Genomic DNA, 14,778 nt, shown 5'->3' with positions numbered 1-14,778 from the left:
GACTGATGAAACGTGTCGGGATAAAGGCTCAGGTCGGATACCGGAGCCCGAGGGCATGTAAAGGCGAGGCCAGTATCGTGTCGCCCAACAAGCTCCAGCGACAGTTCAATCCGGATGCTCCGGATGAGCGTTGGGTAATCACAGCGTGGTTTCCTCAAACCCTCGCTGTGAATTAACTGAAATACTTCATTGAAGCTGTAACCAAACAGTTAACTGAAAGAATGAGCCCGCAGAGCATTGCACAGCGATGACACCATTTGTTGAGCTTCACCGTTTTCGCATACAACCGTCCGGAATTTGGAAAAGCACTGTCTTTTTGTACTGACCGATCATGATTAAGTGACACCTCTTCGAAAAAGAGAGCGCGATGAGCGATTAATATATGGCTCGAAAGACAATTATGTTGGGCTTTTATGACCGCTGTCAGAGGTATTATCTTACCCGGACGGCAACAGGGTCGGAATGTCATCAGCGGCACTGTAACAAGCTATCCGCCATCTTAAATATCTGCAGGTCCTTGCACCGAGTATGCACACCAACCGACAGAGTGATTTGACCCAAACTGGTGGATATTTTGCAAAACTATTAGCCTCTTATGACCGGTCTGCAGCCTGATATTGAGGAATTAGTGCGCTTTCATGGAATGCCTGCCGGGATCGCAAGTACGAACCCCCGGTACTGTTACACTGAATGTGCTCAGTCCTGTATCAGATTGTATTTTTCAGCAACTCAAGAACAACCCTTATTTTATCATTGTCACGTTTGTAGTACGTCCAGGGACCGATGCGCTGAGAAGTAACAAGTTGTGCCCGTTGAAGAGCTGAGAGGTAAAGAGAAACGGTAGACTGTGAGAGCCCGACCTTTTCCTGAATGATACTGACACACACACCGAACTCGTCCGCATCAGCATAAGGCTGATGGAAGTGTATTTTCGGTTCCTTGAGCATATGCAGAATTTTTCTTCTAACAGGGTTTCCCAGCGCCTTAATCACGTCATTCAAATCAATATCAGGCATAAACTCTGTCACTTGTCGCATTGAGGAATTGCAATGTTACGATACTTCTCTACGTTAAGCATCAGCTTTTGAAAAGCTGATGCTCATAAGAATGGTTAGCCAAAGGCGGGATAATCTGTGTAGCCTTTTGCCGTTCCACCATACATGGTTGTTGGATCGACCGGATTCAGTGGCCATTCATGATAAAGGCGCTGCGGTAAATCCGGATTAGCTATGAACGGGCGGCCAAATCCGATAATGTCTCCCCAGCCAGCACCGATAATCCGTTCGGCTTTTTCTTGCGTATATCGCCCGGCATACATAATTACACCGCTGAATAACTTACGGACTTCAGCTCTGAATGCTTCAGGCAATTCGGGAGCATCATCCCAGTCGGCTTCAGCAAGAGAAATATAGGCTATTCCGATTTCTTCAAGAATTTTAACGGCTTCGGTATAGGTTTCATGGGGATCATCTTCCACCAGGCCAAGATAGACCCTTACTTCATCCGTGGTCTGAAAGAGCGGAGCAAAACGGACTCCCACACGGTCTTTACCGACCACATCAGCGACAGCCTGCGTCACTTCGCGCAGAAACCGCAGCCGGTTATGTAATGAGCCACCATATTCATCCTCTCTTTTGTTGCTATGGGATGACATGAACTGGTTAACCAGGTATCCATTTGCACAGTGAATTTCCACACCGTCAAAACCGGCATCAAGGGCGTTCTGAGCTGCCCCGGCGTACATCCTGACAATCTCACTAATTTCCTCTTTTTCCAGTGCGCGGGGGCAGGAAGCGGTAGCCAGCGCACCCTCTCCCGGCCCGGTTTCGATGAATACCTTAACGTTTTCCCCTGCCGGTATCGCCGACGGAGCGACAGGCGAGGCGTTACATGGCTGCAGGGAGTTATGGGATACTCTTCCGACATGCCAGAGCTGGGCAAAAATGATGCCTTCTTTTTCATGCACTGCCCGCGTCACTTTCTTCCAGCCTTCCACTTGCCGTGAGCTGTAGATCCCCGGGGTCCACGCATAACCCTGCCCACGAGGTTCGATTTGTGTTCCTTCGGTCACCATAAACCCGGCACTGCTGCGCTGTGCGTAATATTCAGCCATCAGTTCGTTCGGAATATCACCCGGTTGTGAGCTCCGTGAGCGGGTTAAAGGCGGAAGTACAACACGATTCTTCAGGGTGTAGGGACCTAGTCTGGTGGGAGAGAACAGGTTTTTCGTCTTCATTACATATCCTGATATAGCGAATTTTCAATATCACTGAAACGCCATGTCTCAGCATTTACGACCTGGCATGTCGTCGTTCGGCCGATGTAGCCGCAGAACCACGACACTTTATTCCACATATTGAGATTTACCAATATCTAGATTTATAAAAATTATGATCGGATGAGCGGAACGGGGGGGTTGCCTGATGGCTCACAGAATCGGCATCATGAACCTAAATGGTTCTGATAATGTTATCGGAGATCCTGAACGGGAACGGTATGCGTCACGATTTTAATGACTATGTTGCATTCATGGCAGTAGCACAGGAGTGCAGTTTTTCACGGGCTGCTGTCCGCCTCGGGATCTCGGCATCCACGCTTTCACACACGATACGTCGTCTCGAGGAGCGCGTTGGCATGCCGTTACTTATGCGTACAACCAGGCGGGTGGCTGTCACCGAAGCCGGTAAACAATTATTACTGACGCTTGAACCCGGTCTTGCGCGCATTGAAGCGGGCGTGACAGCTCTTCAGAGACTGCGCCATACACCGGCTGGGCTGGTCAGACTTACGGTATCAGATCACATGATTCATGAATGTCTCTGGCCACGATTGTCACCGTTACTAAAAAAATATTCGGATATCAAGGTGGAAATGTCGCAGCAGAACGGTTTTGTCGACATTGTTGAGGGCAATTTTGATGCCGGAGTCCGAATTGGTGATGACATATTAAAGGATATGGTGGCCGTCCGAATCGCACCGGACATACGGTTTGTCGTCATTGGATCGTCCACCTATCTTGCAGAAAGAGGTCTGCCGCTACATCCCTCTCAGCTGGAAAAACATGACTGCATCAATATACGTCTGTCACCCACAGGCCCGCTGTATGGCTGGGAATTTGTCAGGCAGGGGGAGATTGTGAAAAAAGTGGACGGGCAGCTTACTTTTTCAAGCATTTATCCAATGCTTCAGGCAGTAAAAGATGGCTACGGCCTGGCCTACCTGCCGGAGTCTTCTGCCCTGGCGGGGATTGAGGCGGGACACTATTGTCGGGTGCTTGAGGACTGGTCAGAGGCTTTTCCCGCCGACATGATAATTCCAATAATGTCCATTACAGGCTCCGGTAAAGATAATACCGACACCTTACATGAGAAAGGCAAAAGCAATATAACCTGCTGTGCTCCGGATTTTAAGAATGAGCGGTTTACGTAGCAGGATGAGCAGTTCGAACCAGAAATTTCGTTACTATTGCTAAAGTAAAACCTGATGACCTCTAATCGTAACGGAGACCAATATGACTTCACAACTGAACTGGCAGGCCCCGGCTATCAATCGCAAAAAAGTAGGTGACATGACTGTGACCATGCTGAGTGATGGCTATCTGGACGTATCTTTTGAGCTGCTGTCTGGTATTGACGGCTCACGTGCCGAGGATTTACTGCAGAAGCGCGGTGTGCCAGCAGTACCCCGTATTAATATCAACGTCTACGTTATCCAGACGCCTGAGCGAACCATCCTGATTGACAGTGGTGCCGGAGGTATCAATGGCTGGGGCGGTCGGCTTCAGGTAGCCCTGGCCGCGGCAGGCATTGACCCGCTTCAGATTGATACCCTTCTCCTGACTCACGCGCATCCTGACCATATCGGCGGGCTTGCAGGCCCCCTGCAGACTCCCGTTTTCCGCAATGTTCAGCAGTTGTTTGTGCATGAGAAAGAACTCGCTTTCTGGCGTGATGAAACCATTTCCGCTGGCGCGCCTGACGCATTCAAGCCGTTCTTTGAAGTAGCAAGGAACGCCTTCAGCGCTTATGACGACAAACTGGTGCCATTCCGCGAGGAAGCGATTTTACCAGGTATTCAGACTGTACCGCTGTTCGGCCATACACCAGGACATACCGGTTATCTGCTGGGTGATGAAAAAGAGTCGCTGCTCATCTGGGGTGATATTGTTCACTTCCCGCACATTCAGGTTGCTCAGCCTGACGTTACTATCGCGTTCGACAGCGATCCTGCGGCGGCGGCGGCCATCCGTAGCAAAGTGCTTGACCGCGCAGCGAGCGATAACCTGGCTGTCAGTGGTATGCACTTCAACCTGCCTACTACCGGTAAGGTTATCCGTGAAGGTAACAGCTTCGCACTGAATTACGACCTGTGGTCACCCGCAGTCTGATCACCTTCCTTCCCGGTGCACACAATAGTGACCGGGAAGATCCCCTTTCATATCGCCCGACAAGAACCCACCTGCAATACTATGAATATCACTGCCTCACAAAAAAATGGCTCATTACTCTTGCGCCCTGGCTTTTTGTATTCCTCTGGAGTCAGGGTTTGTCGCAGCCAAATTTACCGTGCAGTACAGCGCGCCGTTTCATCTTTTATTCCTGCGTGGCGCATTTTCCTGTCTGGTCCTTCTGCTGCTTACACTGGGGTTCAGGGCCCGTTTTCCGTCCGGCAGAGGAATGGTTCGCAACCTGATTGTCGGACTTTTCCTGCAGAGCTTCTTTCTGGGCGGATGCTTTTATGCCATCCATCGTGGCATGCCGTCAGGCATTGTGGCGCTCATCACCGGCCTGCAGCCGGTACTGACTGCAATACTGGTTTCACTCATGCACCGTCAGTCCCTGCATCCCCGGAAATGGCTGGGTATTGCGATTGGCTTTGCGGGCGTTTTCCTGGTGCTCTCGCCAGGCCAGCATAGTTTTGCACTGGATCCTGTGGCTTTTGGGTCGGTCATGCTGGGGTTATTTGGCGTAACGATCGGAGCGCTTTATCAGCGCCGTGCTCAGGGAGATGGACATATCTTTGCGAACACGTTTTTACAGTACGTCACTTTGACAATATCGATGGGTGCAATTAGCCTGATGTTCGAATCTGCTCCGACGCAGTGGAGCTTATCATTTGCGCTGGGTCTGGGCTGGCTGGTTATTGGCGTATCGGTTCTGGCGATTATGTTGCTGATTTTTATGATACGAAGCGGTGAAGCAACCAAAGTCGCTACTTACTTTTACCTGGTTCCCATTCTCACGGCAGCTGAAGCGTGGTTGCTGTTTGGAGAGGCCATTACATTGCCCATGCTTGTGGGTATGGCAATAACTATAATCGGCCTGATTTTTGTCATCCGGGAATAGACAACCGCACGCGTCGCTGTATGCTTTTGTATATGGCGACGTATAATAGCGGTCAAAGTCAAATTCCGGATGAATATGCAAACAGTCAGCTTTTCCGATTCTCCCGTTGATGATCTCCTCGCTGAGCTTCTTACCCTGGCACGCTCCCGTTTTCCACTTCCCTGCGATTGCCTTCGCGCAGAACAGACGCATCAGGTAAAGAAGTTCGAGGTGGAAGGTGCGACCCTTTCCTTCCCGCTGGAAGGAGAATTCCGGTATCGTGAAAATGAGAAATGGCACCGGGTGATCCCGGGCGAGATTATGGTCGTCCCGAATGCCCGTAGCATCGATATAGAATATGCCCCTTCAGAACAAAGTGGTGAGTTTGTTGCCCTGAGCGTGGTGCTCGCGGAGGAACAGCTTGAAGCAGCCAGGCTGTTACTTGCCGCACCACCACCACAGGACACCGGCAGCATCGCAGCCATTTCCGTATCAGCTCTTCTTTCACCCCTTAACCGCTGGACAGCCGCAATGCGGGAAGGGAAGCGTCCGCTTTCCCTGCACGCCATGGTTGAAGTGGTGCTCTGGCTTTATGGCATGGGATACCATGCTTTGCTGCGAGCCCGGCAGCCAAGTCTGGCCATGAAAATCCGTCAGATGGTAGCGGACAAACCGGCTCATCCCTGGAGTGCTGCTGAAATTGAAGATCTGACGGGACTCAGTGGCCCCACGCTTCGGCGCCACCTGGCCAGTGAGTCAACCAGCTTACGCTCAGTTATCGCCGATGCACGTATCGCGGAGGCTCTCCGCCTGCTGATGACATCGACGCTGCCGGTAAAAACGGTCGCGGGGCGGGTGGGTTACAATTCACTATCGAGCTTCAGCAGGCAGTTTTCTGAACGCTATGGAATCGAACCTTCAGGGTTCCGCTGACTTCAGTTCGTTCAAGGTACACATTGCGTCCCTCGCACTTCAGTAACTTGCGTGGATCTTTCGAATATAACGGAAGATATTGGCCGGCATTGCGTGTAACCGGTTCAGGAGTTCTCATCGTGACGGGAGAGCTAAATCGGTACGGCTGTTGTTCTCAGCTATAAGAACAACTGAGTATCTGACCAGCTGTCTGGTGCTGGCAGCAGCATGCAGTGCAATCGGTCAGGCTCAAAGGAACTGACCTGATGTCAGGTTATAATTTCGGACACATCATAACCCCAGAAGGAGACAACTGTGGTTCATGTTTTCATTATCGGTGGTGCAGGCAAAATCGGCCAGCGTCTGTGCAGGATCCTTTCAGGTAGGGGGCATGCTGTTCGTGCCCTCTACCGTAAGCCAGAGCAGCAGGCATTGCTAGGCGAGCTGGGTGCTGAGCCCGTCAGTGGGAGCCTGACAGAGCTGGATGCAGCTGCGCTGGCGATGCACTTTGCAGGTAGTGATACAGTGGTGTTTACTGCCGGTGCCGGCGGTAAGGGGGGACAGGAGATGACCAATGCGGTCGACGGCGAAGGGCTGAAAAAGTCGGTAGCTGCCGCCCTCAGTGCCGGTGTGTCTCGCTTTCTGCTCGTTTCTGCATTCCCGGAGTCCGCACGGGGAGAAACCACTTCTGAATCATTCGAAAATTATATGCGTGTTAAAAAAATGGCCGATGTGGAACTAGCACAAAGCGAGCTTGACTGGGTGATCCTGCGCCCCGGCGCGCTGCAGGATAAGACTGGTACGGGTTATGTACGTGCCGGCCTGGCCATCCCGTATGGTAACGTGCCCCGTGATGACGTGGCGGCTACGCTGGCTGAACTCATTGAGCAACCTGCCGTCAGCCGCGTCATCATTGAGCTGACGTCTGGCGATGCTCCTGTCCGTGAAGCCATACAGAAGCTGGCGGGCCGATAAAAGGCAGCGCACGTACCAGCAGGCTGCAGGCCCCCAGGCGTTTACAATAAACTTTCCAGCCAGTCGGTAAACGCCCGTACTTTTCGGGAGAGATGGCGGTGCGGATACAGAAGTTACAGTTTGCGATTCGGGGACGTATTATCTGGCAGAACCTCTACCAACAGCCCGCGATCGAGATAAGGCTGCAAAAAAATATTCATGCCCTGTAGTATTCCCAGCCCCGCCAGGCCTGCTGCAATGTAGGCTTCTGAGTTATCCACGACAAGCCTGCCTGGAAGTTCAATTTCGGTGGAGCCCTCTGACGTCCCGAATGTCCAGGGCATAACTTGTCTGTTGCTGCTGTTAATCCAGTTGACGGCCTGATGCTGCTGCAACTCGTCCATTGTTTCCGGGGTGCCGTGTTGATCAAGATACGCAGGACTGGCGCAGGTCGTCATTTTAACGGTTCCCACCTCCTTTGCGATATAGTCGCCATCGTCCAGCTCCCCCACCCTCAGTATGCAGTCCAGGCCATCATGCAGCATATTCCGTCGGCGGTCTGAGCTGCTCAGGATAATTTCAATTCCGGGATGCTGGCGATAAAAATCAGGCAGGTTGGGTATAACAAGTAAAGCCGCAAACGCGACAGGCATATCTATGAGCGAATAGCGGGCGTCAAAATGATAGCGACAGGAAAGTTCTGCCATATTAAACATAACAACCCTTGGGCGCACCGCCGCAGGCGCCCTCAGCACGTTTCTGCGGCCTCCCGCCTGTTTCCGGCACCTTTCAAACGCCCCTGATGATTTCTGCGCGTCTGCATGGCTATGCAGTGAGATCTGCTCTCCACCGATTAGTGCATGCAGATTTTGGAAACGTCCAATTCTGGCACGAAGCGGTCACCCCGGCGGGGTGCAGTCCGCTGTCAGCGAAAACGGACATTGAGCCAATCAAATAATCTGTGCCAGAATTTGTCATTGAGGCTAGTACTTTCGAGTAGATCTATTTCCCGCCCGTACTCTTAAACTCATCTATCTCATCCTTCTACGACTTATTACCGGGAATATAAAACCCCGCCGAAGCGGGTTTGGTAATTTGAGTTTTTCTCAGGCGGCCATCTTTCTGCATTGTTCGGCGCAGTGATGACAAGCGCTTGAGCAATCCTGACAATGGTCATGTTCATGCTTTCCACACTCGTCACCGCACTTCTGACAAACATCAGCGCAAAGACGGCAAAGATCCTGGGCAGACCCGCTATTTAGTGTCATGAATTGAGCTGCAAGACGGCAGATATTTGCACACTGCATATCCAGTTTTATGCACTCGCGCATCATCTCCAGATTCTCTTCGTCGAGACACGAAGCCGCACAGTTATCACATGCCGTTGCACATAGATAACAGGCTTCGATGCATTTTTTGTATTCGTCTAACATAATTTCTCCTTAGCTAAGGTTACGTATTAAGCATGGAAGAGATAACTGATTATTCAAATTTTGAATTAGTTAATTACCTTTTCAGCATTTCATATCATTGATTCAAAGTGCATCTCTAGGGTTACCTAATTCACCTATGTCTACTTCTGGCACAATGCAGAAATGAGATAGATTTACTTTATCCGCTTCTCGCTCAAAGCTGTCCGTAATCCCTTGCCTGCTTAAAAAAACCGGATTAACGTGTGATGTTTTTACGTTTTCCAGGCAGCCTTCATCGGTAAGTACCTGTCTTACAGACTTCAATGCACTTAGTTAAGAAACATCCTAATCGTCCTTTCGCCGATCGCGAGATCTGTTATGGCAGCTAAACTCGATTGATACCCCAATCCGCGGGGCAGCATTTCCTTTCCGCACGCAAGAAGGAGAAGATCATGAAAGCAGTAATTTACAACGGTCCTTATGATGTAAAAGTAAAAGACGTACCGGATGCGAAAATTGTCCGCCCCACGGATGTACTCGTCCGCATCACCACCACCAACATTTGTGGGTCGGACTTGCACATGTATGAGGGCCGGACCAGCTTTGAACAGGGACGGATTCTGGGTCACGAAAACCTGGGTGAAGTGGTCGAAATTGGCTCAGGCGTTGAACGTATTAAGGTGGGCGACTATGTTTGTCTGCCGTTTAACGTGGGATGTGGTTTTTGCGAAAACTGTGAAAAAGGTCTGACCGGCTTTTGTCTCACTACCAATCCGGGTACGGCAGGCGCAGCTTATGGTTTTGCTGAAATGGGTCCCTGGGAGGGAGGTCAGGCGGAACTGCTTCGGGTGCCATTTGCCGACTTTAACTGCCTTGTTCTTCCCCCTGATGCGGCAGAAAAAGAAGATGATTATGTGATGCTCTCTGACATTTTTCCTACCGGCTGGCATGCAACAGAACTTGCCGGATTGAAGCCTGGTGAAAGCGTGGCCATTTATGGCGCGGGGCCGGTCGGTTTGATGGCAGCTCATTCGGCGATCATTAAAGGTGCTTCACAGGTGTTTGTGGTTGATACGCACACAGACCGGTTGGCTCTGGCTGAAAAAATGGGGGCGACGGGCATCAATGCTACTGGCGATGAAGCTGTACAAAAAATTCTCGACCTGACGGATGGACGCGGTACGGATTGTGGCTGCGAATGTGTTGGCTATCAGTGCTGTAACAAACATGGCCATGAAGATAACTCTGTTACCATGAACAGTCTTGTTGCGTCGACGAAAGCAACCGGGGGAATTGGTGTGGTTGGCGTCTTTATTCCTCAGGATCCGGGGGCTGAATCGGAGCTTGCCAGAGAGGGTAAGATGCCATTTGATTTTGGGAGTTTCTGGTTTAAAGGACAGGCAATCCGTACCGGCCAGGCGAACGTTAAGGCCTATAACCGTCAGCTGTCTCGCCTCATCCATCACGATAAAGCCAGTCCGGGCAAAATAATTTCTCATCGTCTTTCGCTTGAAGAGGCTCCTGCCGGATATAAGCACTTCGATGAGCGGGATGAAGGATGGACGAAGGTTATCCTTAAGCCTTAAATAGAGTTATCCGGTATGAGAAAGCAAAAACCGGGAAAGAATGTATGACTTTTGACAGGGTGCAATAAAATATCCTGTCAGGGCGTTATTATTCATACTTTCAGCTGCCAGGCGCTTCCATATCCAGACTTGTTCCCTGATTTTGCCGACGAGATAGCAAAATTAATACATTCAGGAGGAGGCATCTGCGGTTGATCTGTTCCGTATTTATTAACGCCCTGTGCTGTAAGTATTGTCTGCCTCTACCACATAGCAGACATGTGCGCAGGAACGGTCCGCTATGAGCGAAAAGCGGACTTCCGGTCCTTGCGCAAACTCCCGTTCCGAGAAGTTGCAGTTCACAAATCACCTGTTAAAGAAGGTATGGTAGCCCACAGCATTAATTTTGCTTCCATCTTCAGTCAGACTGGCCGGTACCGGCTTCCGATAAGTTTCGTCGGCTGAGGCCCGCTAAAGTAGAGAGGTCAAAAAATAACCTTGACGTACAATAATTTTCGATATCCAAACTGACCCCTAATTAGGTGGACACCTGATGACTGACTTAAAATTTCTATCACGCCAGCGTTACACATCCGCAGTCGCATCTTGCGGGGTTCAGCGGGGTGTTGCAGGCGGACGTGCACGTGCGGACGCCCTCTGACACCACGACCGAAGCGCTGTGCCGTATCGGCGAGCTGTATGGCATCGAGGCGGGCATCCGGGGCAAAAGCGCGGCGGAACGGCTGGCCATTCGGCAGGAAAAAGCGGTACCGCTGCTGACCGCGCTGGAGGGCTGGCTGCGTGAAAAGCAGAAAACGCTGTCACGGCACTCGGAGCTGTCGAAGGCGTTCGCGTACGCGCTGAACCAGTGGGATGCGCTGAAATTATACCTGCGGGAGATTACTGATACAGAACACGCCGGGAATGTGCCGCCATTGACGCAATGACGACACAGCCCTTTTTAACCGTTCCGTGAGAGTTCCCTGGCAATATACTGTGCGGTACGGCTTTCTTTGACCTGCGATACCTGTTCGGGAGTTCCTGCGGCAACCAGGCGTCCTCCCTCATGTCCCGCTCCAGGACCGATGTCGATAACCTGGTCTGCCTGAGTAACCGCCCGCATATCGTGTTCAATCATTATCACCGTATTTTCTGCATCAACAAGCCGCTGCAGCTGCACAAGGAGGCGGTCGGCGTCTGAAGCATGCAGGCCGGTTGTCGGTTCATCTAGGATATACAACGTGTGGCCACGTTGGCTACGTTGTAGTTCGGTTGCCAGCTTGATCCTTTGCGCCTCCCCTCCGGATAACTCGGTTGCTGGTTGTCCCAGACGCAGGTAGCCCAGACCAATTTCACTCAGCAGACGGAGGGGACGAGCCACTGGTTCTTCAGTCGCAAAGAACTGACTGGCTTCATCCACCGTCATATGCAGGACCTCCGCGATATTTTTGTCCTGCCAGCAGATCCTGAGAGTATCCCGGTTATACCGCGCGCCATGGCAGGTCGGGCACGGTGCATACACGCTCGGCATAAACAACAGCTCCACGCTGACGAATCCTTCACCTTCACAGGTTGCACAGCGGCCTTTTGCCACATTGAAAGAGAATTGACCCGCATCGTAATGATGGAGTTTGGCGTCAGTCGTTCCGGCAAAGAGCTTACGAACAGGATCAAACAACCCGGTATATGTCGCCAGGTTTGAACGGGGGGTCCTGCCTATCGGTTTCTGGTCAACCTGAACCAGACGCTTTACCAGTCCGGTATCACCGGTCAGGGTACCGTACGTTTTCTCCGTTACGGATGGCCCCTCAGCGTCGCTGGCTTCGGAAAGCACGTCTTCTGGCTCACCGCCAAGTGAAGAAAGCACCAGTTCCGGTAAGGCCTGGGCAATCAGACTGGATTTACCGGAGCCAGAGACTCCCGTCACGGCTGTCAGCACACCCAGAGGAATATCAACATCGATCCACTTAAGATTGTGGCGATGGATCCCCTGCAGTTTCAGCCACCCGGATGGGATACGGGCAAAAGATTGTGGTGGCCGGACTTCATCAAATAAATAACGCGCGGTACGAGATTGGGTGACGGCTTTCAGATCTTCAGGAATACCACTGTAGAGAACATGTCCTCCCTGTTCACCAGCCGACGGTCCCACATCAACAAGCCATTGCGCCCGTCGCATCAGGTTAAGATCATGTTCAACGACAAACACCGAGTTGCCGGCATCACGAAGGTTCTCAAGCGCATCGTAAAGCGCTTTACTGTCTGAGGGGTGCAGACCCGCAGACGGTTCATCAAGAACATAGACCACACCAAACAGCATCGAACTGAGTTGCGTGGCAAGACGCAGTCGCTGAAGCTCTCCTGCAGATAGAGTTGGGGTTGCTCTGTCCAGCGTAAGATAACCCAGCCCCAGCTTCTGCAACTGATACAACCGGGCCATGACACCACCGGTCAGCCGTTGTGCCGCCAGTCGTTTCTCTTCCGATAACGCCGATGTCCGGCAGACATCGGCGTTATCGGAATGGACCGCTTTTCCGGATGCAGCACGCTCTGTCAGATCCCGACGGGTGATATCCCTGTCGGCATCTGCGCCGGCGTGGTGGGCACTGAAATCCCCCCGGGAGATTGGAAGGAGCAATTCCGCCAGCTGGTCTAAGGGCATCTGCATAAATTCACCAATGTCCACACCGGCAAAGGTGACGGACAATGATTCTGACTTCAGTCTTTTCCCGTGACAGACCGGACACAGCTTGCCTTCCATAAAACGGGAGACTCGTTTTCTCATCAACGCGCTTTGCGTGCTGGCGAAGGTATGTAGCACATAACGACGTGCCCCGGTGAAGGTCCCCATATAACCCGGCGTCATTTTTTTCCTGACGGCTTCGCGCGTATCTTCCGGACTCAGTCCCGGGAAAACCGGTACAGTGGGGGTGTCTTCGGTAAAAAGGATCCACTGACGGTCTTCCGCTGGCAGATTTTTCCAGGGAGTGTCGATGTCATACCCCAGCGTCACCAGAATATCCCGCAGATTCTGTCCGTGCCAGGCCGGGGGCCAGGAAGCAATAGCCTTTTCACGGATACTAAGTGAGGGATCGGGCACCATCAGTGTTTCAGTTACCTCATAGATATGGCCCAGACCATGGCAAGAAGGGCATGCCCCCTGCGGCGTGTTGGGAGAAAAATCCTCGGCATACAGCATCGGTTGTCCGGCAGGATAAGCGCCCGCCCGTGAGTACATCATTCGCACCAGACTGGATAAGGTGGTCACGCTGCCGACAGAGGAGCGCGCGTTACTGGCACCGCGTTGTTGCTGAAGCGCAACGGCTGGCGGCAGTCCGTCAATGGCATCCACATCCGGAACCCCGACCTGATCAATGAGGCGACGAGCGTAGGGGGCAACCGATTCAAAGTAGCGCCGTTGCGCCTCAGCATAAATGGTGCCAAAGGCCAGTGAAGACTTACCCGAGCCTGACACACCCGAAAAAACAACCAATGCGTTGCGCGGAATGGAAACATCCACCTCTTTAAGGTTGTTCTCGCGAGCACCGCGAATCACAACTGAATTGTTGTCGTCAGTCAGGATGGGATGATAACCGAAAAGTTTCTTTGCCATAGAATTTCCTGTGCTAGGTGTGTCCGCTCTTAATAAGGCCACCTCTTGTGACGGTATCTGGTGTGCCGGACCGCTCGATCAGAAAGCCCGTCGAAAAAAGCGTTTGTGTGACTGGAAACAGATTGCTGAAGCTGGGCCCGGTGGTACCATGTGGGACACCGCTGAAGTTTCAGCGGTACCCTGCGGATCCGCCTTCTGTATGAGAACTGGCTGGCGGCGTACCCGGGACCGGAGATTTGGCTCCCGTGATAATGCGGGCTCCCCGGTACGCGACGCTGTGGTTCCAGACCCAGCTGATGGCGACACTCAGGCGGTTTCGGGTACCAATTAAAAAATACAGATGAATAATGCACGTGATTTCATATGTCATTTCCTTTCATTACAGTTTTAGACCCCATCAGACATCTGCCTGGCAGAGTTAACGGAGATAGGAGCGGACTATCGAAATGGTGTCGTCGATTGACCTCTTCTGCGACTCATTTCGTTTGCCCGTATCGGGGAATTCCTCCCGAAGATAGCTTTCCAGAACAACCGCCATCAGGTCGTTAACGGCTCCCTGGACTGACCCCGCCCCGGTAGACGATCCTGCCCTATAGTTTGAGTATAGGAGGAGCGTATGGGCACACCACGATTTACACCTGAATTTAAGGAAGAAGCCGTCCGTCAGATAACGGAACGCGGTTATTCCGTCGCCTAAGTATCTGAGCGTCTGGGCGTCTCTGCACACCGCCTCTACAAGTGGCTACGGGCTATCAAACCTGATAACAGCGAGCAGCATGCCCGGGATTTACTGGAAGCTAAAAGCGAGATCCTGAAACTCCGGGCGCAGCTAAAACGCACCGAAGAAGAACGGGATATCCTGAAAAAGGCCGCGCGGTACTTTGCAAAGGAGCCCGACTGAAGTACCGCTTTATCAATGAGCACCGAACTGTATGGGGTGTGATGACGATGTGTCGGGTACTGAATGTCGCCCGGGCCGGGTTCTATGCGTGGCTGCA

10 protein-coding genes and 4 pseudogenes are annotated in these 14,778 nt (G+C 51.9%); 9 read left to right on the top strand and 5 right to left on the bottom strand.

What is annotated here, in order from left to right:
• Positions 1 to 161: pseudogene (locus ADJ24_RS25290) on the top strand (IS3 family transposase); the annotation flags it as partial.
• Between the two features lie 546 nt (positions 162 to 707).
• Here the strand turns inward: ADJ24_RS25290 and ADJ24_RS14810 are convergent.
• Both ADJ24_RS14810 and ADJ24_RS14805 read right to left on the bottom strand, forming a co-directional pair.
• Positions 708 to 1,016 carry an ArsR/SmtB family transcription factor gene (locus ADJ24_RS14810; RefSeq protein ID WP_032415288.1) on the bottom strand — a complete coding sequence of 103 codons (309 nt, stop codon included), beginning with the start codon at positions 1,014 to 1,016 and terminating at the stop codon, positions 708 to 710.
• Between the two features lie 95 nt (positions 1,017 to 1,111).
• Positions 1,112 to 2,236 (bottom strand): alkene reductase, encoded by a 1,125-nt coding sequence (locus tag ADJ24_RS14805; protein ID WP_023279877.1) that lies wholly within the window; start codon positions 2,234 to 2,236, stop codon positions 1,112 to 1,114.
• Between the two features lie 260 nt (positions 2,237 to 2,496).
• Between ADJ24_RS14805 and ADJ24_RS14800 the strand changes: the two genes are divergently transcribed.
• The 5 genes from ADJ24_RS14800 (at position 2,497) to ADJ24_RS14780 (ending at position 7,211) form a co-directional block, all read left to right on the top strand.
• A complete protein-coding gene (locus ADJ24_RS14800; protein WP_158002126.1) occupies positions 2,497 to 3,429 on the top strand; it encodes a LysR family transcriptional regulator in 933 nt (310 codons plus the stop codon).
• Between the two features lie 82 nt (positions 3,430 to 3,511).
• Positions 3,512 to 4,387, top strand: a complete 876-nt coding sequence (locus tag ADJ24_RS14795) for an MBL fold metallo-hydrolase (RefSeq protein ID WP_017384065.1) — start codon at positions 3,512 to 3,514, stop codon at positions 4,385 to 4,387.
• 106 nt (positions 4,388 to 4,493) lie between these two features.
• The gene (locus ADJ24_RS14790; protein ID WP_023279882.1) at positions 4,494 to 5,345 is read left to right on the top strand and encodes a DMT family transporter; all 852 of its coding nucleotides are present in this window, start codon (positions 4,494 to 4,496) and stop codon (positions 5,343 to 5,345) included.
• Between the two features lie 75 nt (positions 5,346 to 5,420).
• Positions 5,421 to 6,257 carry a helix-turn-helix transcriptional regulator gene (locus ADJ24_RS14785; protein ID WP_047058590.1) on the top strand — a complete coding sequence of 279 codons (837 nt, stop codon included), beginning with the start codon at positions 5,421 to 5,423 and terminating at the stop codon, positions 6,255 to 6,257.
• A 294-nt stretch (positions 6,258 to 6,551) separates the two neighbouring features.
• Positions 6,552 to 7,211 (top strand): SDR family oxidoreductase, encoded by a 660-nt coding sequence (locus tag ADJ24_RS14780; protein WP_007897903.1) that lies wholly within the window; start codon positions 6,552 to 6,554, stop codon positions 7,209 to 7,211.
• 41 nt (positions 7,212 to 7,252) lie between these two features.
• Here ADJ24_RS14780 and ADJ24_RS14775 read toward each other — a convergent pair.
• Positions 7,253 to 7,849, bottom strand: a pseudogene (locus tag ADJ24_RS14775) (LysR substrate-binding domain-containing protein); the annotation flags it as partial.
• A 447-nt stretch (positions 7,850 to 8,296) separates the two neighbouring features.
• Positions 8,297 to 8,623 carry a four-helix bundle copper-binding protein gene (locus tag ADJ24_RS24375; protein ID WP_022649401.1) on the bottom strand — a complete coding sequence of 109 codons (327 nt, stop codon included), beginning with the start codon at positions 8,621 to 8,623 and terminating at the stop codon, positions 8,297 to 8,299.
• A gap of 431 nt (positions 8,624 to 9,054) precedes the next feature.
• Between ADJ24_RS24375 and ADJ24_RS14770 the strand changes: the two genes are divergently transcribed.
• Both ADJ24_RS14770 and ADJ24_RS14765 read left to right on the top strand, forming a co-directional pair.
• Entirely contained in the window at positions 9,055 to 10,188 is a 1,134-nt protein-coding gene (locus ADJ24_RS14770; protein ID WP_022651297.1) for a glutathione-independent formaldehyde dehydrogenase, read from the top strand.
• Positions 10,189 to 10,757: 569 nt separating this feature from the next.
• Positions 10,758 to 11,057, top strand: a pseudogene (locus tag ADJ24_RS14765) (IS66 family transposase); the annotation flags it as partial.
• A gap of 71 nt (positions 11,058 to 11,128) precedes the next feature.
• Here the strand turns inward: ADJ24_RS14765 and ADJ24_RS14760 are convergent.
• Positions 11,129 to 13,780 carry an excinuclease ABC subunit UvrA gene (locus ADJ24_RS14760; RefSeq protein WP_012561117.1) on the bottom strand — a complete coding sequence of 884 codons (2,652 nt, stop codon included), beginning with the start codon at positions 13,778 to 13,780 and terminating at the stop codon, positions 11,129 to 11,131.
• Between the two features lie 616 nt (positions 13,781 to 14,396).
• Here ADJ24_RS14760 and ADJ24_RS25415 point away from each other — a divergent pair.
• Positions 14,397 to 14,778 (top strand): annotated as a pseudogene (locus tag ADJ24_RS25415) (transposase); the annotation flags it as partial.

This window comes from Enterobacter sp. 940_PEND (assembly GCF_001059415.1).
Lineage (GTDB): Bacteria > Pseudomonadota > Gammaproteobacteria > Enterobacterales > Enterobacteriaceae > Enterobacter > Enterobacter cloacae_M.
This window is presented reverse-complemented; position numbering and strand designations above follow the sequence as displayed.